We start from the raw sequence: 22,168 nt of genomic DNA, 5'->3' as shown, positions 1-22,168 counted from the left end.
CCGGCGTCTCATCCTGGTTTGAAACGGGGGCGGGGCGCGCGTTGCTGCGCTTGGAGCAGCACTGGGCGCTGGAGGCTCTGCGGCACCGGCCTTCCCAGCCCTGGCTCTGGCTGTCGGCGATACCCGCCGGCCTGCCGGAAGGGAGCGCATTGCAGGGCCGGGGCCTGCGGCTGTTCCGGCACGGCGCCGGCTACGCGGGCGAGCTGCAGTGCGGGCTGCCGCTGCCGATTCCCTCCGAGAGCCTGCAGGCGATCGTCGTGCAGCACGCGGTGGCCGGGGACATCGACGCGTTCGTGGAGGAGTGCGCACGGGTGCTGGCGCCCGGTGGCCGGCTCTGGCTGTTCGCGCTCAATCCGCTCAGCCCGTACCGCTTGCGCTGGCGGCGGCACGTCCCCAGCCCGCCGCGCCCGGAATGGTGGCGGCGCTCGATCCAGCGCGCGCGCCTGCATTGCTCGATGACGCCCTGCTACCTCGGCCCGGCCTGGAACCCGGGCGACGGCGGCGAAGGGCACGCCGGACGCGGCCCCTGGCGCGCGGTCTGCGTGTTCGAGGCGGAGAAACGCGCGATCGCCCCGAACGGGCCGATCCCGGCCAAGGTGCGCTGGCAGCGCCCGGTGGCGACGATCTGAACATTCCTGGAGTCCGATGAAGTCGATAGAAATCCATACCGACGGTTCCTGCCTGGGCAATCCCGGGCCGGGTGGCTGGGCGGCGCTGCTGCGCTACAAGGGCCACGAAAAGGAACTGGTGGGCGGCGAGGCCAACACCACCAACAACCGCATGGAACTGATGGCGGCGATCATGGCGCTGGAGACGCTGAGCGAGCCCTGCCGGATCGTCCTGCACACCGATTCGCAGTACGTCAGGCAAGGCATCACCGAGTGGATGACGGGCTGGTTGCGGCGGCAGTGGAAGACAGCCGGCGGCGAGCCGGTCAAGAACCGCGAGCTGTGGGAGCGCCTGCATGCCGCGACCCAGCGCCACAGCATCGAGTGGCGCTGGGTGAAGGGCCACAACGGCGATCCGGACAACGAGCGCGTGGACCTGCTGGCGCGCAACCAGGCCATCGCCATGCGCGGCGGCGTGGCCACCTACTGAGGAACACATGCGTCAGATCATTCTCGATACCGAAACCACCGGCCTGGAATGGCGCAAGGGCAACCGCATCGTCGAAATCGGCTGCGTGGAGTACCTGGAGCGCCGCCCGACCGGGCACAACTTCCACCGCTACATCCGTCCGGACCGCGAGTTCGAGGCCGGCGCGCAGGAAGTCACCGGCCTGACCCTGGACTTCCTCGCCGACAAGCCGCCGTTCGAGGAAATCGCGGAGGAATTCCTCGCCTACATCGACGGCGCCGAGCTGATCATCCACAACGCCGCGTTCGACCTGGGCTTCCTCGATTACGAGCTGTCCCTGCTCGGCGAGCGCTACGGCAAGATCACCGACCGCTGCACGGTGGTGGACACGCTGCTGCTGGCGCGCGAGAAGTTCCCCGGCCAGCGCAACTCGCTGGACGCGCTGTGCAAGCGCCTGGGCGTGGACAACTCGCATCGCCAGCTGCACGGCGCCTTGCTGGACGCGCAGATCCTGGGCGATGTCTACATCGCGCTGACCTCGGGCCAGGAAGAGATCGGTTTCGGCCTGGCCGAGGAAGCGCAGGCGGGCATCGGGGCGGACCTGGCCGCATTCGATGCGGCCATGCTGCTGCCGCGCCCGCGGGTGGTCGCCACCGCGTCGGAGCTGGAGGCGCACGAAGCGCGGCTGGAGCGCCTGCGCAAGAAGGCGGGGCGCGCGCTGTGGGAGGACCCGGTACCGGCGGCGGAGGCCGCGGTCGAGGCCTGACCCCGGTCCCGCGGCGGCGGGCGCGTCAGTGGCAGCGCACCAGCACCGCGGTGACGTTGTCCGAACCGCCGCCATCCAGCGCCGCGGCGACCAGGGCATCCACGCATTCCTGCGCGCTGCAGTCGAGCGCGGCGAGGGTCCGGGCGATGCCGCCGTCGTCCACTTCCTCGGTGAGGCCGTCGCTGCACAACAGCAGTTGCATGCCCGGCTTCAGCTCGCCGGTCATGGTCGCCACGTTCAGGTGTGCGGGATCGGTCACGCCCAGCGCCTGCGTGACCACGCTGCGATGCGGGTGCGCGCGCGCCTGCTCGGTGGTCAAGGCGCCCTGGGCCACCAGTTCCTGCACGTAGCTGTGGTCCTGGCTGAGCTGGGCGAGGCGGCCGTCGCGCCACAGGTAGGCGCGGCTGTCGCCGACCCAGGCCACTTCGAAACGGTTGCCCAGCACGCGCGCGGCCACCACGGTGGTGCCCATCGGCAGGCTGTCGTTGCGCCGGCGCGAGGTGCGGATGATCTCCTCGTCGGCGATGCGGATGGCCTGCGCGAGCGGGGCGCCGCCGCGCACTTCGCGGACGATGGTCTCGCGCGCCAGCGCGCTGGCGACCTCGCCGCAGGCGTGGCCGCCCATGCCGTCGGCGACCAGCCACAATCCCAGTTCGATGTCGCCGTAGTACGTGTCCTCGTTGAGTTCGCGGCGCAGGCCGACGTGGCTGAGGTGTCCGAATTCGAGCATGGGATCCGTGGAGCGGGGCGCGCAGGCCGGGGGAGGGGGCATGATCGCGGCCGCCGGCGCATCCGGCAACCGCCGGGCCTGGCGGGCCGGTTCGCTGGCGCGTGCGCATGGCGGCGCTTGTCGGGACCGTCGCGGCCCCGTATCATGCACGGCCCCGGTCCGCCGGGGTCCACCGGGAAGGTGGCAGAGTGGTTGAATGTACCTGACTCGAAATCAGGCAGGCGTTTATAGCGCCTCGGGGGTTCGAATCCCCCCCTTCCCGCCAGATCGAAGCGAAAGCCCGCGCATCGTCGCGGGCTTTTCGTTTTTGCGCTGATGGAATTGTGGGAGGGACCCCAGTCCCGACAGGGCCTGCCCCGAAAAGCGTCGGGACCGAAGTCCGTCCCCGGACGCGCCAATCGCCACAAAAGAGCCGTCCGCATTTGACAGGCGCATGCCCAGCTGCGAACGTGGCGGCCACGTCAGGGGAGTCCCGCCCAGGGGACTGAGAGGCTGACAGGGCGGGCCGATGGCCTTCCCGGCGACGCGACCCTTCGAACCTGACCCAGTTGATACTGGCGTAGGAAGACCGAAGTGCGCGCCGCCGGCCTAGCGACGGATGCCGCTCTTTCGGGCCGATCCGGCCCTCCCATGCGTTCGCGCGCGGTGGCCGTCGGCCGCCTTTCTGCTCAAGTGCTGCCTGGGTCTCGTCAGGTCAACTTGAGGAGACGCCATGAGCCAGAACGCTTCCGCCCCGCCGCGCATCACAACCGGCGGCTTGCCCGCCTCGCGCAAGATCCACCTGCCCGGGACGCGCCACGACATCCGCGTGCCGATGCGGCAGATCCACCTCGACGGCGAGCCGCCGTTGAACGTCTACGACAGTTCCGGGCCGTACACCGACCAGGCGCTGGCGGGGACGCTGGACATCGCGCGCGGCCTGCCCGAGGTGCGGGGCGCCTGGCAGCGCCTGCGCGGCGACGCGGAGCCCTACGCCGGCCGCGCGGTGATGCCAGTCGACAACGGCTTCGCCGAGGGCGTGCCGGCGTTCCCGCGGGCGCGCGCGCCGCTGCGCGCCAGCGGCGGACGCGCGATCACCCAGCTGGCCTACGCGCGCGCCGGCATCGTCACGCCGGAAATGGAATACGTGGCGATCCGCGAGAACCTCGGGCGCGCGGCGGCGCGCGGCGCGCGCGATGGCGAGGACTTCGGCGCCTCGATCCCCGACGTGGTGACGCCGGAGTTCGTGCGCGACGAGATCGCCGCGGGCCGGGCGATCATCCCGGCCAACATCAACCACCCGGAACTGGAGCCGATGGTCATCGGCCGCAACTTCCTGGTGAAGATCAACGCCAACATCGGCAACTCCGCGGTCGCCTCCTCGATGGAGGAGGAAGTGGAGAAGATGGTCTGGGCGATCCGCTGGGGCGCGGACACGGTGATGGACCTGTCCACCGGCCGCAACATCCACAACATCCGCGAATGGATCCTGCGCAACGCGCCGGTGCCGATCGGCACGGTGCCGCTGTACCAAGCGCTGGAGAAGGTCGGCGGCGTCGCCGAGGACCTGAGCTGGGAACTGTTCCGCGACACGCTGGTCGAGCAGGCCGAGCAGGGCGTGGACTACTTCACGATCCATGCCGGGGTGCGCCTGGCCCATATCCCGCTGACCGCGAACCGGGTCACCGGCATCGTCAGCCGCGGCGGCTCGATCATGGCCAAGTGGTGCCTGCACCACCATCGCGAGAACTTCCTCTACGAACGCTTCGAGGACATCTGCGAGATCATGCGCGCCTACGACGTGTCGTTCTCGCTCGGCGACGGGCTGCGGCCCGGTTCGATCGCCGACGCCAACGACGCGGCGCAGTTCGCCGAGCTGCACACGCTGGGCGAATTGACCAGGATCGCCTGGGCGAAGGACTGCCAGGTGATGGTGGAAGGCCCGGGCCACGTGCCGATGCACAAGATCAAGGCCAACATGGACGAGCAGCTGCGGCACTGCCACGAGGCGCCGTTCTACACGCTCGGGCCGCTGACCACCGACATCGCGCCGGGCTACGACCACATCACCAGCGCGATCGGCGCGGCGATGATCGGCTGGTTCGGCACGGCGATGCTGTGCTACGTCACGCCCAAGGAACACCTGGGCCTGCCGGACCGCGACGACGTCAAGACCGGCGTGATCGCCTACAAGCTGGCCGCGCACGCGGCGGACCTCGCCAAGGGGCATCCGGCCGCGCGCGCGCGCGACGATGCGCTGTCGCGCGCGCGCTTCGAGTTCCGCTGGGAGGACCAGTTCAACCTCTCGCTGGACCCGGATACCGCGCGCGCTTTCCACGACGAAACCTTGCCGAAGCAGGCGCACAAGCTGGCGCACTTCTGCTCGATGTGCGGGCCGAAGTTCTGTTCGATGCGGATCAGCCACGACATCCGCGCCGAGGCGCAGCGCCAGGACGGCATGGCGCGGATGGCCGAGAAGTTCCGCGCCGACGGCGAGCTGTACGTGCCGCTGGAGAAGGCGCGGTGAGCGTCTCCGTGCTGGGCGCCGGCGTGACCGGCCTGTGCGTGGCGACCGCGCTGGCCGAGGCCGGCTTCGCGGTCGAGGTGGTCGCGCCCGAACTGGGCGTGCCGGCGGCCTCGCATTGGGCCGGCGGAATGCTGGCGCCGTTCTGCGAGGGCGAATGCGCGCCGGCGCGGGTCGTGCGCGACGGACGGCGGGCCGCGGCCTGGTGGGCCGCACGCGGCATCGAGGTGGTCCGGCGCGGCACGCTGGTGCTGGCGGCCCCGCGCGACGCCGGCGAGCTGGATCGGTTCGCGCGCGCCACCGAAGGCCATGCCTGGGTGGCGCCGGGCGAGCTGGAACCGGACCTGCGCGGGCGCTTCAGCCGCGCGCTGTTCTATGCCGAGGAGGCGCATCTCGATCCGCGCCGGGCGTTGGCGACGCTGGCGCAGGCGCTGCGCGCGCGCGGCGTGCGCTTCCGGGCGCGGGAGGCGTGCGGGCGGATCGTGGACTGCCGCGGCGCGTGGGCGCGCGCCGAACTGCCCGGCCTGCGCGCGGTGCGTGGCGAGATGCTGTACGTGCATGCGCCGGAAGTGTCGCTGAGCCGTCCGCTGCGGCTGCTGCACCCGCGCTTTCCCTGCTACATCGTGCCGCGCGGCGACGACCGCTACATGATCGGCGCGACGATGCTGGAGAGCGACGACGACGGCCCGATCACCGCGCGCGCGGCGATGGAGCTGCTGTCGGCGGCGTGGACGGTGCATCCCGGCTTCGCCGAGGCGCGCATCGTGGAGACCGGCGCCGGGCTGCGCCCGGCGTTCGCCGACAACCTGCCGGGCATCCGCCGCGACGGCGCGCGCCTGCACGTCAACGGCATGTATCGCCACGGCTTCCTGATGGCGCCGGCGCTGGCCGGCGAGGTGGTGGAACTTCTGCGAGAGGAGAGGGGATCGTGCTTGTCGAATTGAACGGCCGCCCGCTGCGCACCGATGCGGACACGCTGGCGGCGCTGCTGGCGGAACAGGGCGTGGCGGGCGACGTGGTGGCCACCGCGCTCGATGGCCGCTTCGTGCCGCGCTCGCAGCGCGAGGCGACGAGGCTGCGCGAGGGCGCCAGGATCGAAGTGCTCGCGCCGATGCAGGGGGGCTAGGCGATGTTCTACGAGGTGGAGCTGGCGTCCAGGCTGATGCTGGGTACCGCGCGTTATCCCTCGCCGGCGGTGCTGGCCGCGGCGGTCGAGGCCAGCGGCGCGCAGGTCGTCACCGTGTCGCTGCGGCGCGAAGGCCGCGGCGGCGAGGCGTTCCGCGCATGGCTGGCCGGGCTCGGGCGGCGCGTGCTGCCCAACACGGCCGGCTGCCACGGCGTGCGCGAGGCGGTGACGACCGCGCAGATGGCGCGCGAGGTGTTCGGCACGGACTGGATCAAGCTGGAGGTGATCGGCCATGCCGATACGCTGCAGCCCGACCCGTTCGCGCTGGTGGAGGCGGCGCGGATCCTGGCGGGCGAGGGATTCGAGGTGTTTCCCTACACCACCGAGGACCTGGTCGTGGCCGAGCGGTTGCTGGACGCGGGCTGTCGCGTGTTGATGCCATGGGGCGCGCCGATCGGGTCCGGGCAGGGGCTGCGCAATCCCGACGCGTTGCGCGCGCTGCGCGCGCAGTTCCCGGAGGTGCCGATGGTGATCGATGCCGGCATCGGCACGCCGTCGCAGGCGGCGCAGGCGATGGAGCTCGGGTTCGATGCGGTGCTGCTCAATACCGCGGTGGCGCAGGCGCGCGATCCGGTGGCGATGGCGCGCGCGTTCGCGCTGGCGGTGGAGGCCGGCCGCGCCGCGTACCTGGCCGGGCCGATGCCGCGCCGGGACATGGCGCAGGCGTCCACGCCGGTGTTCGGCATGGCGCGGTTGGGCGAGCCATGAAGACGGCGATGCCTTGCTTCTATCCCATCGTCGGCAGCGCCGCGCTGTTGGAGCGGCTGGTCCCGCTCGGGGTCCGGCTGGTGCAGTTGCGCGCCAAGGACCTGCCGCCACGGGCATTGCGCGAGCAGGCGCTGCGGGCGCGGGATTGCTGCCGCCGGCACGGCGCGCGCCTGGTGCTCAACGACCATTGGCAACTGGCGCTCGAGCTCGGCATCGACTTCGTGCACCTGGGCCAGGAAGACCTCGACCAGGCCGACCTGCCGGCATTGCGGCGCGCCGGCGTTCGCTATGGCCTGTCCACGCACGACGAGGCCGAGCTGGAGCGCGCGCTGGCCCTGTCGCCGGCCTATGTCGCGCTCGGACCGGTCTGGCCGACCCTGCTGAAGAAGATGCGCTGGGGACCGCAGGGACTGGCGCGGGTGCGCGCATGGAAGGACCGCGCCGGCGCCGTTCCGCTGGTGGCGATCGGCGGCATCACGCCGGAACGCATGCCGCAGGTGCTGGCGGCCGGCGCCGACAGCGCGGCGGTGGTGACCGATCTCCAGCAGGCGGCCGATCCGGAGGCGCGCGCCCGGCAATGGCTGGCCCTGGCCGCTCGCCTGGAAGGCATCGGGAGGGCGGATGCCTGACCGCGTGCTCCGGGAGCGGCCCGTGGTGTTGCTGGTGGGCGGGCTGGACTCCAGCGGCGGGGCCGGCGTGTTGCGCGACGCACAGGCGGTGGCGCGGTTCGGAGGCGAGGCCCGGGTGGCGCTGACGGCGGTGACCGCCCAGACCGATCGCGCGGTGCTCGACGTGCACCCGGTACCCTTGGCCACGGTGCGCGCCCAGGTCGATGCGGCCCTGCGGCAGGGGCCGGTGATGGCGGTGAAGATCGGCATGCTCGGCACCGCGGCGACGGTCCGCGCCGTGGCCGACGCATTGCCGCGCGATGTGCCTTGGGTGGTCGATCCGGTGCTGGCGTCCAGCTCGGACGCGCCCTTGCTGGACGAGGACGGCGTGGCCGTGCTGCTCGACACGCTGCTGCCCCGGGCCCGGCTGGCCACGCCCAACCTGCCGGAACTGGCGGCGCTGGCCGCGCGGTGCGGCATCGGGGCGGCAGAGGCGCAAGCGCAGGCCGGGATCGAGGCCTTGCTGGCGCGCGTGCCGGCGGTGCTGGCCAAGGGCGGGCACGCGCACGGGGCGCTTGCCGTCGACCGGCTGCACCAGCGCGGCCTGCCCCCGCGCGAGTTCGCCGCGCCCCGGCATCCGTTCGCGCTGCGCGGTACCGGCTGCCTGCTGGCCAGCCTGGTTGCCACCGCGCTGGCCTGCGGCGACCCGCTGGAAACGGCCGCGGCGCGGGCGCGGGCGGCGCTGGCCGAGTGGTTCGCGGCGCATGCCCGCGAACGGCGGTGAAGCCGGCCTCGGCCGCAGTGCGGCTAAAATCGCGTTTTCATTCCGCAGGTGCATGCCATGTCCGAAATCCTGGTGCCGGTGTCCTTCGGCGAACTGCTCGACAAGATCTCGATCCTGCAGATCAAGTCGGAGCGGATGAGCGACGAGGCCAAGCTGGCCAACGTGCGCAACGAACTGTCCGCGCTGGAGAAGACCTGGATGGCGCATCCGGCGGCGGTGCGCGACATCGCCAAGCTGCGCGCCGACCTGAAGGCCGTCAACGAGCGGCTGTGGGTGATCGAGGACGACATCCGCATCAAGGAGAAGGCGCAATCGTTCGACGAGGAGTTCATCCGGCTGGCGCGCAGCGTGTATTTCGAGAACGACGAGCGCGCGCGGATCAAGAAGGAGATCAACCTGGCGCTGGGTTCGGCCTACGTCGAGGAGAAGTCCTACGAGGACTACCGGGCGGAGTGATCCGCACCGGCGCCTGTGGGAGCGGCTTCCCTGTGGGAGCAATTGCCTTGTGGGAGCGGCTTCAGCCGCGACGGGGCTTTCCCATTCAAATCCCCGCGCAGGGATGTGCAGGCTCTGCAGAGGGACCTGCATGAAAGCCTCGTCGCGGCCGAAGCCGCTCCCACAGGGAAGCCGCTCTCACTGGTCGCGTAAAACGCCGGCGGCTCAACCGCACCGATCGGCCACGTAGCGCTCGAACGCGGCCACCGCGTCCTCGACGGTGACCAGCGCCATCACGTCGTCGAACTCGATCTTGGTGCCCCACTTCAACGCGCTGGCCGGCTTGCCGAGGTACTTGCGCGCGGCATCGTCGTAGCGGTCCACGCAATAGCGCACGTCCGAGTACGGGCCGCTGCGGTGCGGATTGCTGGCGGCATGCAGGCCGAGCACCTTGGTGCCCATCGCGTTGGCGATGTGCATCGGGCCGGAATCCGGGGTCGCCAGCAGGTCGGCGCGCTCGAGCAGGGCGGGCAGTTGCTTGAGCGTGTCCTTGCCGACCAGGTCCAGCGCCGGGACCTCGAGCCGGGCCTGGATCGCATCGGCGGTACTGCGCTCCAGTTCGCTGCGGCCGCCGCACAGCACCACCCGCCAGCCGCGCTGCTGGGCGTGCCGTGCCAGCGCGGCGTAGCGGTCCGGGTACCAGTTGCGGCGCACGTGGCTGGAGCAGGGCGAGATCATCAGGACCGGGCGGCCGTCGTCGTCCCATTGCGCCCGCGCCCAGGCCCGGGCCTCGCCGGGGACCGGCAGGTCCCACGTCACCTCGGCCTGCCGCAGGCCCAGCGGCTCGCAGAAGCTGCCGATCGCGTCCAGCACGTGGATGCCGGGGCGGTCGGCGATGCGCTCGTTGACGAACAGGCCGTGCAGGTCCTTGGAGCGGCTGCGGTCGTAGCCGATCCGGCGCCGGGCCGGGATGAAGGCGGACAGGACGTTGGCGCGCAGCGCCACCTGCATCTGCAGCAGCGCGTCGAAGCGCCCGGCCGGCGCCAGCTCGCGCCGCAACGCACGCATCCCGGCCACGCCGCTGCGCTTGTCGTAGACGTGGAAATCGACGCCCTCCAGCCCGTCGAGCAGCTTGTGGCCGGCCTTGTCGATCACCCAGTGCAGGCGCGCGCCGGGCAAGCCGCGTTGCAGCGTGCGCACCAGCGGGACCACGTGGGTGACGTCCCCCAGCGCGGACAGCCGCAGGAGGCACAGGGAAGGAGGCGCTGGGGCCGTGCTGTCGCTGGAGCGAGTCATGTAGTCCTCATGGATGCGTCGATCGGCCGCGGTGCGGTGCGTCGCGGTGCGGCCGGTCGCCCGTCCGGGTCCCCGGATACGCCGCTTCGCGCGTTCTTCGTGGATGCTGGCCCGCGCGCCCTGCCGCGGCGTCCCCGGGGGCTCCGCGGGCATGAAAAAAAGCATGACACGCTCTAGACTCGACGGGATGGTTGCCTTCGACGCCACTGAAGCGCTGACGCCGTTCCGCGAAGGCCGCGGATACGGGGCCATTCTGTTCGACCGCGAACGCGTGCGGCAAGCCGATGCCGGGCTGTTCTCGCCGGCGCGCTGGGGCGAGAAGGCGCGCCCGGTCGACGAAGGAGGGCGCGGCGGCGCCTGGTTCGTCGATGCCCCGTTCGGGCACTGCGTGCTGCGCCTTTACCGGCGCGGCGGCATGGTCGCCAAGTTCAACCGCGAGCGCTACCTGTGGAAGGGCGCCAACCGCACCCGCAGCTTCGCCGAGTTCCGGCTGATGCGCGCCCTGGTCGCCCGCAAGCTGCCGGTGCCGCGCCCGATCGCCGCGTGCTATCTGCGCGAGGGGTTGCAGTATCGCGCCGCGATCCTGATGGAGCGCCTGGAAGGCGTGCGTTCGCTCGCCGACCGGGCCCTGGTGGCCGGGCGGGGGGCGCCGTGGGAAGAGACCGGGCGGCTGGTGGCCAGTTTCCACCGCGCCGGGCTGGACCATGCCGACCTCAACGCCCACAACATCCTGTTCGACGCCAACGGCCGGGGCTGGCTGATCGATTTCGACCGCGGCGTGCTGCGCATCCCGGCTACGCGCTGGCGCGAGCGCAACCTGGCCCGCTTGCACCGCTCGCTGTTGAAGCTGCGCGGCGAACGCAGCCGCGAGGAGGTCGACAAGGACTTCGCGCGGCTGCGGCGCGCCTACGACATGGCCTGGGAACGGGGCTATTGATGGACGGGTGGGCGCTGCGCTTCCATGGCGTGGGCAATGCCTCGGCGGTCGAACTCGGCTCGCCCATGGCCACGATCGAGCGCGATGGCCGGCCCTGGCTGACCATCGACTGCGGCAGCGAGGGGCTGACCCGCTACCGCGAGCACTACGGCGCGATGCCGCAGGCGCTGTTCGTCACCCACGTGCACCTGGACCATGTCGGCGGCTTCGAGCGGTTGTTCGTCGACAGCTATTTCTCCGCACGCCGCGGCCAGACCCTGCTGTACGTGCCGGCGCCGCTGGTGCCGTTGCTGCACCGGCGCGTGGGCGATTACCCGAACGTGCTGGCCGAGGGCGGGGCGAACTTCTGGGAGGCCTTCCGGCTGGTCCCGGTGGGCGATGCGTTCTGGCACGACGGCGTGCGCCTGGAGGTGTTCCCGGCCCGCCACCATTGGCCGGATACCGCGTTCGGCCTGCGCCTGAAGGGCGCCCTGGCCTGGACCGGGGATACCCGGCCGATCCCGGAGGTGCTGGCGCGGTTCGCCGGCGAGGACGAGCTGGTCGCCCACGACTGTGGCCTGCACGGCAATCCGTCGCATACTGGCGTGGACGACCTGGAACGGGAGTACCCGGAGGCTCTCGTGCGCCGGATGGTGCTCTACCACTATGCGAGCCTGCGCGACGCCGACGCGTTGCGCGCGCGCGGCCACCGCGTGGCGGCGCCGGGCGAGTGCCTGGCGCTGCGCGAGCCTTCCGCGGAGCGGGCGGGCGCCGCATGAGCGCGCTGCCGCAGCCGACGATGCCGCTCGGCGACCGGCTGGGGCGGCCGCTGCACGACCTGCGACTGTCGGTGATCGAGGCCTGCAATTTCCGCTGCGGCTACTGCATGCCGGCCGACAAGGTCCCGGCCGACTACGGCCTGGATGCGGCCGGGCGCCTGGACTTCGACCAGATCGAAACGCTCGTGCGCGGCTTCGTCCGGCTCGGCGTCAGCAAGCTGCGCCTGACCGGTGGCGAGCCGCTGCTGCGCAAGCGCTTGCCGGAGCTGGTGGAGCGCCTGGCCCGGATCGACGGCATCGAGGACCTGGCCCTGACCACCAACGGCAGCCTGCTCGCGGCCCAGGCCGCGGCGCTGCGCCAGGCCGGGCTGCGCCGCCTGACGGTCAGCCTGGACGCGCTCGATCCGCGGCGTTTCGCCGAGATGTCGGGCGGGCGCGGCGAGGTGGCGCGGGTGCTGGCGGGCATCGAAGCCGCCGAGCGCGCCGGGTTCGGCGCGTTGAAGATCAACTGCGTGGTGCAGCACGGCGTGAACGAGGACCAGGTGCTGCCGCTGGTCGAGCATTTCCGCGGCAGCGGACACGTGCTGCGCTTCATCGAGTACATGGACGTGGGCAACTGCAACGGCTGGCAGCGCGGGCAGGTGGTGGAGTCCGACGAACTGCGCCGGCGCATCGAGGCGCAGTGGCCGCTGCGGCCGCTGCCGCCGAACTACGGCGGCGAGGTCGCGACGCGCTACGCGTTCCTCGACGGCCAGGGCGAGATCGGTTTCGTCAGCGCGATCTCGCACGCGTTCTGCGGCGATTGCCATCGCGCGCGCGTATCGGCCGACGGCCACCTGTACACCTGCCTGTTCGCCAGCGCCGGCACCGACCTGCGGCCTTCCCTGGCGCAGGGCGAGGACGCCTTCGTCGAGCACCTGGCCGGGCTGTGGCGCGCGCGCGCCGACCGCTACAGCGAACTGCGCGCCGAACAGGGACGCCGCACCGGCAAGCCGGTGGAAATGTTCCTGATCGGGGGATGAGCCCTGCGCTCCCCCGGCTTTTCCGAACTGGATTCCCATCCCATGCCACAGCATTCGCAACTGACCCACCTCGACGAAGCCGGCCTGCCCGCGATGGTCGACGTATCCGGCAAGGCGGCCACCGCGCGGCAGGCGCTTGCCGGCGCCTGCGTGCGGTTTCCGGCCGAGGTCGCCCGGCAACTGCGCGACACCGCGATGCGCAGCGCCAAGGGCGGCATCGTCGAGACCGCGATCGTCGCCGGCACGCAGGCGGTCAAGCGCACGCACGAGCTGATCCCGTTCTGCCACCCGCTGCCGATCGACGGTTGCCGCTTCTCGGTGGAATGGCAGGACGACGCCACGCTGCGGATCACGTGCCAGGTGAAGACCGTCCATCGCACCGGCGTGGAGATGGAGGCGCTGACCGGCGCCAGCGTCGCCGCGCTGACGGTCTACGACATGTGCAAGGCGCTGAGCCACGACATCGTCATCGACGCGGTGCGCCTGTTGGGCAAGCAGGGCGGCAAGCGCGATTTCGCGCGGGCGGAGTAGGCCGGCTGCGCGGGCGGGACTTCCGTCCCGATGCCTTGCCGGGCAAGCCCCGCCCGTCAGCATCCGGAAAAGGCGGCGGCCCTGCCGGCTGGCCTCGGCGCCCGCGTCGATCGATACCGTTGCTGCCTTCCGGCCCTGGCGGGGTTTTCGACCTAGCGTCGCGAGGGGCCGACAGAGCCACCATAGACACGAAATCGCGCCTGAGCGCGGCTTTCAAAGCTGAATCTGGCGGAGAGAGGGGGATTCACTCGGCATCTTTCGATGCCTCGCCCTGCGGGCGGCTTCGCCGTGCAGGTGGCTGCGCCACCTGTCGAACCCGGGGGTTCTCACCCCCTCCCAGGCGCCGGCGAAACTCACGCGACTGGGCCATCCCAACACTTTGAATCTGGCGGAGAGAGGGGGATTCGAACCCCCGAAGCGCGGTTTAGACGCTTACACACTTTCCAGGCGTGCTCCTTCAACCACTCGGACACCTCTCCGGGACCCGCACCGGCCATGGCCTGCGCGGGGTCGTGAATTCTAGCGGCCGCGGCGTCCCACCACAAGATGAAGCGTCCCCGGGCGCGGTGGGTGAGGCGGGCCATGGCACAATGGCGGTTCAGATGAAGACGGTTGCCTGATGTCCTATCTCGTTCTCGCCCGCAAGTGGCGCCCGAAGCGTTTTGCCGAGCTGGTGGGCCAGGAGCACGTGGTCCGCGCGCTCAGCAACGCGCTGGACAGCGGCCGCGTTCATCATGCTTTCCTGTTCACCGGCACCCGCGGCGTGGGCAAGACCACGATCGCGCGCATCTTCGCCAAGTCGCTGAACTGCGAGCAGGGCACCAGCGCCGACCCGTGCGGCCAGTGCGCGGCCTGCCTGGACATCGACGCGGGCCGCTTCATCGACCTGCTGGAGATCGATGCCGCGTCCAACACCGGCGTGGACGACGTCCGCGAGGTGATCGAGAACGCCCAGTACATGCCCTCGCGCGGCAAGTACAAGGTCTACCTGATCGACGAGGTGCACATGCTGTCCAAGGCGGCGTTCAACGCGCTGCTGAAGACGCTGGAGGAGCCGCCGGAGCACGTGAAGTTCCTGCTGGCGACCACCGACCCGCAGAAGCTGCCGGTCACCGTGCTCAGCCGCTGCCTGCAGTTCAACCTCAAGCGGCTGGACGAGGGCCAGATCCAGGGCCAGATGACCCGGATCCTGGCGGCCGAGCAGATCGAGGCCGACCCGGCCGCGATCGTGCAGTTGGCCAAGGCCGCCGACGGTTCGCTGCGCGACGGCCTGTCGCTGCTCGACCAGGCGATCGCCTACGCGGGCGGCGCGCTGCGCGAGGACGTGGTGCGCACGATGCTGGGCACGGTCGACCGTACCCAGGTCGGCACGATGCTGGCCGCGCTCGCCGACGGCGACGGCGCGCGCCTGTTGCAGGTGGTCGCGGCGCTGGCGGAGTTCTCGCCGGACTGGAACGGGGTGCTCGAGGCCCTGGCCGAGGCGCTGCACCGCATTCAGGTGAGCCAGCTGGTGCCCGGCGCGGCGTTGCCCGGCGACGGCCTCGACCCGGCGGCGTTCGCCGGCCGGTTGCGGCCGGAGGTGGTGCAGCTGTGGTACCAGATGGCGCTCAACGGCCGCCGTGACCTGCACCTGGCCCCCAGCCCGCGCGCGGGCTTCGAGATGGCGGTGCTGCGGATGCTGGCGTTCCGTCCCGTGGGGGCGGTGGCGCCGGGAACCGGCGACGATGGCCGCGGCCAGCGGCCCGTGCCGGCCGCGACGGGGGAGGCGACCCAGGCGGCGCCTGCGGCCGCGGCGGCTGCAGCGTCCAGGCCGCAAGCGCCCGCCGTCGCACCGACGGAAGCCAAGGCCGCCGTGCCGGTGGTGCCGGTGCCGGCGGCGGACGCTCCGCACCCGGCCGAGCGCGCCACGGCCACCGACCTGCCGCCCTGGGCGACCGACGACCGTCCGGTCGCCGAACCGCCGTCGCCACGGCCGGCCATGCCGGAGATGGCGATGGCGCCGCCGCCTGCGCCGCGCCCGGAACCCGCTCCCGTACCGGCGCCAGAGCCGACACCCGAACCGGCACCGGCTCCCGTGCAGGCGGAAGCCATCGCCGATGCCGAGCACTGGCTGGAGCTGGTCGCTCGCAGCGGGCTGAGCGGGCCTTCGCGGCAGCTCGCCGCCAACGCGGCTTTCGTCAGCCACCAGGGCAACGTGCTGCGCCTGTCGTTGACGCCCGGTTTCGAGTACCTGCAGTCGGAGCGTTCGGTCGGCGATCTCGCCGACGCGCTGGCGGCCTCGCTCGGCCGCGCGCCGAAGATCGCGATCGAGATCGGCGCCGCCCCCGTGGCCGCCGAGACGTTGCACGAGCGTACCCACCGGCAGCAGGGCGAGCGCCAGAGCGCGGCCGAAGAGGCTTTCATGGGCGACCCGAGCGTGCAGCAGCTGATCCAGCAGCACGGTGCGCGCGTGGTCCCCGATTCCATCCGACCTTTAGACGAGTGATACGACGATGCGAGGCAATATCGCCCAACTGATGCAGCAGGCGCAGAAGATGCAGGAGAACCTGCAGCGCGCCCAGGAAGAACTGGCCAAGATGGAAGTGACCGGCAGCGCCGGCGGCGGCATGGTCAACGTGACCCTGACCGGCGCCAAGGAATGCCGCAAGGTCCGTATCGATCCGTCCATCCTGTCCGACCAGGAGATGGTCGAGGACCTGATCGCGGCGGCGTTCAACGATGCTTCCAACAAGATCGACGCCGAGTCCAAGTCGCGGATGGGCGCGCTCACCGCCGGCATGCCGCTGCCGCCGGGGATGAAGCTGCCGTTCTGAGGAGCCGTGATTCGGGATTGGTGATTCGTGATTCGCAAGAAGCGGCTTTGCTCCTTGCCTTTGCGAATCACGAATCACGAATCACGAATCACATGCCGTCACTGCTCGAACAACTGATCGACGCCTTCCGCGTGCTGCCCGGCGTGGGCCGCAAGAGCGCCCAGCGCATGGCCTACCACGTGCTGGAACGCGAGCGCGAAGGCGGCCAGCGCCTGGCCGAGACGCTGGCGCAGGCGGTGGAGCGCATCGGCCATTGCGTGCAGTGCCGCGACTTCAGCGAGACCGAGGTCTGCGCGATCTGCGCCAATGCCGGCCGCGAGCGCCAGCAGTTGTGCGTGGTCGAATCCCCGGCCGACCGGTTGGCGATCGAGCATGCCACCGGCTATCGCGGCCTGTACTTCATCCTGCAGGGGCGGTTGTCGCCGCTGGATGGCATCGGCCCCCGCGAACTCGGCCTGGACCGGTTGGCCGAACGGCTCGCGCAGGGCGAGGTGCAGGAGTTGATCATCGCCACCAATGCCACGGTCGAGGGCGAAGCCACCGCGCACTACCTGGCGCAGCTGGCGCGCCAGCATCGCGTGCGCCCGAGCCGGCTCACCCAGGGCATGCCGCTGGGTGGCGAGCTGGAGTACGTCGACCGCGGCACGCTGTCGTATGCGTTCGGCAGCCGCACCGAGATGCCGTGAACGATGGGATGGGATTTGCAAAAGCGGGAAGCTCTCCCATAGCCTCTCCCGAATCCCGAATCCCGAATCCCGAATCCCGAATCCCGAATCCCGGCCTCCCCATGACCGACACGATCTTCGGCAAGATCATCCGCCGCGAAATCCCCGCCACCATCGTCTACGAGGACGAGGACGTGCTGGGCTTCAAGGACATCGCACCGCAGGCGCCGGTGCACGTGCTGTTCATTCCCAAGAACGAGGTCATCCCGACCCTGGACGATCTGCGCCCGGACCAGGCGCACCTGGTCGGCAAGCTGGCCCTGGCCGCGGCCGAGTACGCGCGCCGCGAGGGCTTCGCGCAGGACGGCTACCGAATCGTGATGAACTGCCGCGAGCATGCCGGGCAGACCGTGTTCCACATCCACCTGCACCTGCTGGCCGGTGCGCCGCTAGGACGTTTCGGGACGGCGTAAGGGCTTCCCCATCCCTCTCCCGTTGGGTGATGAGGGCGCGTGATTCGCGAGCCGACGGCTCGCAGGGATGGATGGGCGCGCGGGCAAGGCCGCGCCGCAAGACCGTCGATGGCCGCGCGGATCGGCGCGCCACCGCGCGCCCGGTCGGGAAACGATCCGGGCATTGCCTGGACCGATCGATGTCGCAGAGGGGGCCTCGCTCCGCCCCGCCGGCGTGCCGGCCGAGGAAGCCAAGGGCAGGCATTGCGCATCCCGCAGGAACGACAACGCCGCCCGGAGGCGGCGTTGTCCGTCATGCGCAGGGCAGCGTGGCGATCACCACCAGCCCCAGCGGCCCCAGCGCGGGCCCCACGGGTCCCAGGGGCCCCAAGGACCCCACGGGCCGTACGGGTAGGCGGGCACGACCTCCACGTCGCGCACCACCGGCCACAGGTACACCACGTCCGCGTCGATCTTGGGCAGGCGGTACTGGTACTCGCCGATCTTGGCGTTCTCGTAGCCGGCGATGTGGCCGATGAAGGTCACGTCGCGGCCGGGCTCGAACACCGCCGGGTCGTAGAAGCCGGCGCGGCAGGCGATGAAGCGCCCGTCGCTGGCGTCGGAGGAACTGGTCTGGGGACGGCCGCTGCCGTTGAGCGGGCGCGACAGCAACTGGAAGCAGGTCTGGCCCTGCCCCGGGTTGGTCTCGATGATCCGGCCGCCCCAGCGCACCTGCGTGCCGACGGCGGGCTGGCCGGCGACCGCATCGCGCGGAGTGACCGCGCTGAACTGTCCTTGCAGCGGCTTGGGTGCGGTGGCGCACGCCGCCAAGGTCAGCACGGCGGCAAGGGGAAGAAGAAAACGGGTCTTCATGGTGAGGCTCCGGTACTCGGGCGATGTCGGTGCAGGTCTTTGATCAGTCGTCTGACCAGGCGCGGGCGGTTGGCGTCAGCGGCAGCGTAGCGCGCCTCGACGAAACGTTGGCTGAGTGTAATCAGGGTCGGGTCCGGGCGCTGTGCGTGGACCCTCCGGGCCCATTGAAGCGCCGGTTCGTGTGCTTCGCGTGCCAGTCCATGTCGTGCATAGCCACGATCGAGCCGGTGCCAGGCGCGCAGCAGCGGGTCGCGCTCGCGTTCGCCGCGGGCCAGCAGCCAGGCCATCCAGCCCAGCGCGGCCACCGCGAACGCGGCGAACAGCCCGATCAGCTGGGCCGGCTCGAGCCGGTCGATCCCGAGCGGGCGCAGCAATCGTTGCTGGCGTCCCGCGTCGAAGGACAGCACCAGTTCGTTCCATTCCTGCCGCAGCCAGTCGCCGACGTCGCCGAGGCGCCATTCGATGGCCGCGCCGCCGGCCGCCTGGCCTTGGCCGAGCCGGTCCTCGAGCGTGTCGTAGATGCGTTCGGGCGCGACCGCGGCCGTCGGGTCGACCCGCACCCAGCCGCGGCCGGCCAGCCAGACCTCGGCCCAGGCATGGGCGTCCATGCGCCGCACGATCCAGTAGCCGCCCAGCGGGTTGCGGACGCCGCCGGCGTAGCCGGTCACCACGCGGGCCGGGATGCCGGCGGCGCGCATCGCCACCACGAAGGCCGAGCTGAAGTGCTCGCAGAACCCGGCCTTGTGCTGGAACAGGAACTCGTCGACGCCGTCGTGGCCGGGCAACGGCGTGTCCAGCGTGTAGGCAAACTCGCTGCGGATCCAGTGCAGCATGCGCCGCACCACCGCTTCGTCGTCGTCGCCCGCCTCCTGCCGCCACTGCCGGCCCAGCGCCAGCGTGCGCGGGTTGAAGCCGGGCGGCAGGCGCAGCGCTTCGCGCCGCAGCGGCTCGGGAAGCGTGGCCTGGTACTGGCGCGGCGGGGCCGATTGCAGGCGCCAGCGGGTGAGGCCGTTGAGCGGTCGTTCGCTGCGCAGGACATGGTCGGCGTCGAGCCGGGCGCCGGGCGGCGCCTGCAGCGGCAGGTCGAGCGCGACCAGCTGGCGCCGGTCGGTGGGCTCGTAGTCGATCTGGTAGTCCCAACGCGTGGCCGAGGGCTGCGTCGCCGGAGGCGGCCGCTCGGCCTGCCAGCGCGCGGTGGTCCAGCGGCGGCCATCGAAGTCCCACAGCACCGGGCCGCGCCAGTAGCGTTCCCCGGCGGGAGGAACCGGCCCGAAGAACTGCACGCGCAGCGCCGGCGTGTCGTCGGCCATCAGGTCGATCCATTCGCCCGGCGCCATTTCGTCGGACAGGCCCGGGCGCGCCATCGCGCGCTCCGGAATGCCCCACAGCGGCGAGCCCAGCCGCGGGAACAGCCAGAACGCGGCCAGCGCCAGCGGCAGGCCGAGCAGCGCCAGCCGGGCGATGCCGCGCAGTTGCGCCCGCAGCGGTGCCCGGGCCATGGCTTCCTGGTCGGCGAGCTGCTGCATGCACAGCAGGGCCGACAGCACCGCGGCCAATGCCAGCAGCATCGCCAGCGGTCCCTGCTCGAGCAGGAACGCGGCGAAGGGCGCGAACAGCGCGAAGCCGAGCAGGCTGCGCGCGTCGCGGACGGTGCGCAGTTCCGACGCCTTGATCGCGAGCATCGCCGCCAGCAGCGCGCAGCCGGTGTCGCGGCCGAAGCGCAGGCCGGCCTGCCAATACACCGCCGCCAGCATCGCCAGCACCAGCAACAGCTTGAGCGCGGTGGGCAGCGGGCGCCGCCACGAGGCCAGCCCGGTGAGCAGCGCGGTGCCGGCGAACACCCAGGCGAGCGGGCCCGGCAGTTGCAGCAGCAACGGCAACAGGCTCAGCCAAGCGGTGGCGAGCACCCAGGCGCGAGCGCTGTCCTGCAGGGGCGGCGAGCGGTCAGCCATGCGGCATCAGCGCCAGCGCGCGCAGGCACAGGTGGCGATGCTGGGCGCCCTGGCCCGGCCCGAGCATCGCCTGGTTGGGCAGGCGCAGCCGATAGCGCCGGCCTTGGCGCTCGGCCTCGTCGACCCAGCGTGCCAGCCGTGCGATCCGGCGTTCATGGGGAAGCGCGGCCAGCGCACGCCAATCCAGCGTGACCTCCACGCCGGCCGGCGATTCGAATTCGCGCACCAGCAGCATGTCGCGGCGCGCCGAATGCTTCCAGCTGATCGCGCGGACCGGGTCGCCGGCGCGATAGGGGCGCAACTGGTGCATCTCCTCGCCCTGGGCATCGGGCCGGGTCCGCAGGATGGCGCCTTCGCCGGCCGGCAGGGCGGGGGCGTCCTGCTCAGGCAGCGGATAGACCAGCAACGGCGTCTCCGGCCATACCCACGACCAGGCGCGCACCAGGCCCATCGGTTGCGTGGTCGAGATGCGCAGCCGGCCGACCTCGCGCCAGCCGCGCACGGACGTGGCCAGCGCGAGTTCGGCCGTGGCGCTGCCGAGCGGCGGCAGCGTGCAGAACGCCCGCTGGCCTTCCAGCTCCAGGCGCAGGCCGCGCCGGGCGCGATGGTCGTGGCTGGACAAGGCCACGCGCAGGCGCAGCGCCGTGCCGGCGGCGACCGGCTCGGCGGCCAGGGCGTCGATGCGCAGGCCCGACAGCTGCAGGTGCGCCATGATCGCGCTGGCGATGCCGGCCGCGGCCAGCAGCAAGGCCAGCAGCAGCGCGGGGTTGTTGTTGTAGTTGAGCGCGCCGAGCAGCATCGCCGCGAGCAGGAGCGCCATGAAGCCGCCGAAGGGCGTCGGCAGCACGTAGATGCGATGGCGGTCGAGCGCTTGCGGCAGCGGTTCGGGCGCGCGCGGACGCGCCAGCAGAGCGGCCTTGCCGATCCAGTCGCGCCACGCGGGAGCCACTCAGGGCCTGTTGGCGCTGTCGAGATAGGCCACGTTGCCGTGCCCGGCAACCCGAACGGCCACGCCTGGGCGCGTGCGATGCTGCGTCATCACTCGGTCTCTCATCGACATAAGCTCTCTCGTTCTTCCTTGCCTCACACGCGCCCAGGCATGGCGTGGCCTGTCTCAGTGGCCTGTCTCAATGGTGTTAACAGGCCTAGTCCACCGGCACGCTGTGCAGGATCTTCTTGGCGAGCGCCGCGCCGGAGGCGGTTTCGGCCTCGGCGACCAGGCGGTGCCCGGCCACGGCCTCGAACAACGCCTGGATGTCCTCCGGCAGGACATGCCCGCGGCCGAGCAGCAGCGCATAGGCCCTGGCCGCGCGCAGCAGCGCCAGGCCCGCGCGCGGCGACAGGCCGACGCGCACGCCGGCGTACTGGCGGCTGCGCGCGAGCAGCGCCTGCAGGTAGTGGATCAGCGGTTCGCTGGCATGCACCTGCTCGACCGCCGCGCGCAGCTGCAACACCGCCGCTTCGTCCAGGCACGGCTCGGCCTGGGCGATCAGGTGGCGGCGATCGGTGCCGCCGAGCAGGGCGCGCTCGGATTCGGGATTCGGATAGCCCAGCGACAGGCGCAGCAGGAACCGGTCCAGCTGCGAGTCCGGCAACGGGAACGTGCCGGACAGGTCCACCGGGTTCTGCGTGGCGATCACGAAAAACGGTTCCGGCAGCGCGTGGGTGGCGCCGTCGAGCGTGACCTGCTGTTCGGCCATCGCCTCGAGCAGCGCGCTCTGCGTGCGCGGCGGGGCGCGGTTGATCTCGTCGGCCAGCAGCACGTGGGTGAACACCGGGCCGGGATGGAACTGGAACTGCCGCGCCTGCGCGTCGTACACCGAAACGCCCAGCACGTCGGCCGGCAGCAGGTCGGAGGTGAACTGCACGCGCTGGAACCTCAGCCCCAGGCTCGAGGCCAGCGCATGCGCCAGGGTGGTCTTGCCCAGGCCGGGCAGGTCCTCGATCAGCAGGTGTCCACCGGACAACAGCGCGACAAAGGCCAGGCGCACCTCGTGCTGCTTGCCCAGCAGCAGCGAATTGACCTGGGCCTGCGCGCGCAGCAGCGCTTCGCGCAGCGCATCGGTTAGCAT

23 protein-coding genes, 2 tRNA genes, 1 other RNA gene and 1 pseudogene are annotated in these 22,168 nt (G+C 71.4%); 19 read left to right on the top strand and 8 right to left on the bottom strand.

Annotated elements, in window-relative coordinates; translation table 11 throughout:
• Positions 1-41 precede the first annotated feature (41 nt).
• The 3 genes from FD678_RS11695 to dnaQ are packed head-to-tail and all read left to right on the top strand — an operon-like array spanning position 42 to position 1,843.
• Entirely contained in the window at positions 42-629 is a 588-nt protein-coding gene (locus tag FD678_RS11695) for a class I SAM-dependent methyltransferase (protein WP_218569666.1), read from the top strand.
• A gap of 16 nt (positions 630-645) precedes the next feature.
• Complete coding sequence (gene rnhA / locus FD678_RS11690) at positions 646-1,098, top strand: ribonuclease HI (protein WP_140723364.1); 453 nt, start codon at positions 646-648, stop codon at positions 1,096-1,098.
• 7 nt (positions 1,099-1,105) lie between these two features.
• Complete coding sequence (gene dnaQ / locus FD678_RS11685) at positions 1,106-1,843, top strand: DNA polymerase III subunit epsilon (RefSeq protein WP_140723361.1); 738 nt, start codon at positions 1,106-1,108, stop codon at positions 1,841-1,843.
• Positions 1,844-1,868: 25 nt separating this feature from the next.
• On the opposite strand, the gene FD678_RS11680 is transcribed toward dnaQ, so the two are convergent.
• On the bottom strand, positions 1,869-2,573 hold the full coding sequence (locus FD678_RS11680; protein WP_140723358.1) for a PP2C family protein-serine/threonine phosphatase: 705 nt from the start codon (positions 2,571-2,573) through the stop codon (positions 1,869-1,871).
• A 174-nt stretch (positions 2,574-2,747) separates the two neighbouring features.
• Between FD678_RS11680 and FD678_RS11675 the strand changes: the two genes are divergently transcribed.
• The 8 genes and pseudogenes from FD678_RS11675 (at position 2,748) to FD678_RS11640 (ending at position 8,818) form a co-directional block, all read left to right on the top strand.
• Positions 2,748-2,838 (top strand) — tRNA-Ser (locus tag FD678_RS11675).
• Positions 2,839-3,333: 495 nt separating this feature from the next.
• Positions 3,334-5,079: pseudogene (gene thiC / locus FD678_RS11670) on the top strand (phosphomethylpyrimidine synthase ThiC); the annotation flags it as partial.
• Positions 5,076-6,020 carry an FAD-dependent oxidoreductase gene (locus tag FD678_RS11665; protein WP_140723352.1) on the top strand — a complete coding sequence of 315 codons (945 nt, stop codon included), beginning with the start codon at positions 5,076-5,078 and terminating at the stop codon, positions 6,018-6,020. The pseudogene thiC and the gene FD678_RS11665, both read left to right, overlap by 4 nt.
• Positions 6,005-6,202: a sulfur carrier protein ThiS gene (gene thiS, locus FD678_RS11660; RefSeq protein ID WP_140723349.1), complete on the top strand. Its 198-nt coding sequence runs from the start codon at positions 6,005-6,007 to the stop codon at positions 6,200-6,202. Before FD678_RS11665 ends, thiS begins: the two co-directional genes overlap by 16 nt.
• Before the next feature lie 3 nt (positions 6,203-6,205).
• Complete coding sequence (locus FD678_RS11655; RefSeq protein ID WP_140723346.1) at positions 6,206-6,970, top strand: thiazole synthase; 765 nt, start codon at positions 6,206-6,208, stop codon at positions 6,968-6,970.
• Complete coding sequence (locus FD678_RS11650) at positions 6,967-7,599, top strand: thiamine phosphate synthase (RefSeq protein WP_218569665.1); 633 nt, start codon at positions 6,967-6,969, stop codon at positions 7,597-7,599. Before FD678_RS11655 ends, FD678_RS11650 begins: the two co-directional genes overlap by 4 nt.
• Positions 7,592-8,362: a bifunctional hydroxymethylpyrimidine kinase/phosphomethylpyrimidine kinase gene (gene thiD / locus FD678_RS11645; protein ID WP_140723343.1), complete on the top strand. Its 771-nt coding sequence runs from the start codon at positions 7,592-7,594 to the stop codon at positions 8,360-8,362. The genes FD678_RS11650 and thiD overlap by 8 nt, the downstream gene beginning before the upstream one ends.
• 57 nt (positions 8,363-8,419) lie before the next feature.
• Entirely contained in the window at positions 8,420-8,818 is a 399-nt protein-coding gene (locus FD678_RS11640) for a DUF6165 family protein (RefSeq protein WP_140723340.1), read from the top strand.
• Between the two features lie 204 nt (positions 8,819-9,022).
• On the opposite strand, the gene FD678_RS11635 is transcribed toward FD678_RS11640, so the two are convergent.
• Positions 9,023-10,093, bottom strand: a complete 1,071-nt coding sequence (locus tag FD678_RS11635) for a glycosyltransferase family 9 protein (RefSeq protein WP_140723337.1) — start codon at positions 10,091-10,093, stop codon at positions 9,023-9,025.
• Between the two features lie 163 nt (positions 10,094-10,256).
• On the opposite strand from FD678_RS11635, the gene FD678_RS11630 reads away from it, so the two are divergent.
• Genes FD678_RS11630 through moaC form a run of 4 tightly spaced genes read left to right on the top strand, consistent with a single transcriptional unit; the run spans position 10,257 to position 13,341 of the window.
• On the top strand, positions 10,257-11,030 hold the full coding sequence (locus FD678_RS11630; RefSeq protein ID WP_218569664.1) for a 3-deoxy-D-manno-octulosonic acid kinase: 774 nt from the start codon (positions 10,257-10,259) through the stop codon (positions 11,028-11,030).
• Positions 11,030-11,788 carry an MBL fold metallo-hydrolase gene (locus FD678_RS11625; RefSeq protein ID WP_140723334.1) on the top strand — a complete coding sequence of 253 codons (759 nt, stop codon included), beginning with the start codon at positions 11,030-11,032 and terminating at the stop codon, positions 11,786-11,788. Before FD678_RS11630 ends, FD678_RS11625 begins: the two co-directional genes overlap by 1 nt.
• Positions 11,785-12,810: a GTP 3',8-cyclase MoaA gene (moaA, locus tag FD678_RS11620; protein WP_140723331.1), complete on the top strand. Its 1,026-nt coding sequence runs from the start codon at positions 11,785-11,787 to the stop codon at positions 12,808-12,810. Before FD678_RS11625 ends, moaA begins: the two co-directional genes overlap by 4 nt.
• 42 nt (positions 12,811-12,852) lie before the next feature.
• The gene (gene moaC / locus FD678_RS11615) at positions 12,853-13,341 is read left to right on the top strand and encodes a cyclic pyranopterin monophosphate synthase MoaC (RefSeq protein WP_140723328.1); all 489 of its coding nucleotides are present in this window, start codon (positions 12,853-12,855) and stop codon (positions 13,339-13,341) included.
• A 78-nt stretch (positions 13,342-13,419) separates the two neighbouring features.
• Here moaC and ffs read toward each other — a convergent pair.
• Together ffs and FD678_RS11605 are read right to left on the bottom strand one after the other, a co-directional pair.
• Positions 13,420-13,516, bottom strand: an RNA gene (ffs, locus tag FD678_RS11610) — signal recognition particle sRNA small type.
• Between the two features lie 211 nt (positions 13,517-13,727).
• Positions 13,728-13,820: transfer RNA gene (locus FD678_RS11605), tRNA-Ser, on the bottom strand.
• A 140-nt stretch (positions 13,821-13,960) separates the two neighbouring features.
• On the opposite strand from FD678_RS11605, the gene dnaX reads away from it, so the two are divergent.
• From dnaX to FD678_RS11585, 4 genes are all read left to right on the top strand, one after another.
• Positions 13,961-15,826 carry a DNA polymerase III subunit gamma/tau gene (gene dnaX, locus FD678_RS11600; protein WP_140723325.1) on the top strand — a complete coding sequence of 622 codons (1,866 nt, stop codon included), beginning with the start codon at positions 13,961-13,963 and terminating at the stop codon, positions 15,824-15,826.
• A 7-nt stretch (positions 15,827-15,833) separates the two neighbouring features.
• Positions 15,834-16,154, top strand: a complete 321-nt coding sequence (locus FD678_RS11595) for a YbaB/EbfC family nucleoid-associated protein (protein ID WP_140723321.1) — start codon at positions 15,834-15,836, stop codon at positions 16,152-16,154.
• Between the two features lie 92 nt (positions 16,155-16,246).
• Complete coding sequence (gene recR, locus FD678_RS11590) at positions 16,247-16,840, top strand: recombination mediator RecR (RefSeq protein ID WP_140723316.1); 594 nt, start codon at positions 16,247-16,249, stop codon at positions 16,838-16,840.
• Between the two features lie 101 nt (positions 16,841-16,941).
• On the top strand, positions 16,942-17,292 hold the full coding sequence (locus FD678_RS11585; protein ID WP_140723313.1) for a histidine triad nucleotide-binding protein: 351 nt from the start codon (positions 16,942-16,944) through the stop codon (positions 17,290-17,292).
• Positions 17,293-17,607: 315 nt separating this feature from the next.
• On the opposite strand, the gene FD678_RS11580 is transcribed toward FD678_RS11585, so the two are convergent.
• From FD678_RS11580 to FD678_RS11565, 4 genes are all read right to left on the bottom strand, one after another.
• Positions 17,608-18,144, bottom strand: coding sequence for a Slp family lipoprotein (locus tag FD678_RS11580; RefSeq protein ID WP_140723310.1), 537 nt, complete (start codon positions 18,142-18,144; stop codon positions 17,608-17,610).
• Entirely contained in the window at positions 18,141-20,096 is a 1,956-nt protein-coding gene (locus tag FD678_RS11575; RefSeq protein WP_140723307.1) for a transglutaminase family protein, read from the bottom strand. The genes FD678_RS11580 and FD678_RS11575 overlap by 4 nt, the downstream gene beginning before the upstream one ends.
• A complete protein-coding gene (locus tag FD678_RS11570) occupies positions 20,089-21,045 on the bottom strand; it encodes a DUF58 domain-containing protein (protein WP_177497748.1) in 957 nt (318 codons plus the stop codon). The genes FD678_RS11575 and FD678_RS11570 overlap by 8 nt, the downstream gene beginning before the upstream one ends.
• A 196-nt stretch (positions 21,046-21,241) precedes the next feature.
• A complete protein-coding gene (locus FD678_RS11565; protein ID WP_218569663.1) occupies positions 21,242-22,168 on the bottom strand; it encodes an AAA family ATPase in 927 nt (308 codons plus the stop codon).

This window comes from Pseudomonas sp. Hp2 (genome assembly GCF_006386585.1).
GTDB classification, from domain to species: domain Bacteria; phylum Pseudomonadota; class Gammaproteobacteria; order Xanthomonadales; family Xanthomonadaceae; genus Pseudomonas_S; species Pseudomonas_S boreopolis.
Note: the sequence above shows the minus strand (reverse complement) of the source record. Positions and strands in the feature narration are given on the sequence as shown.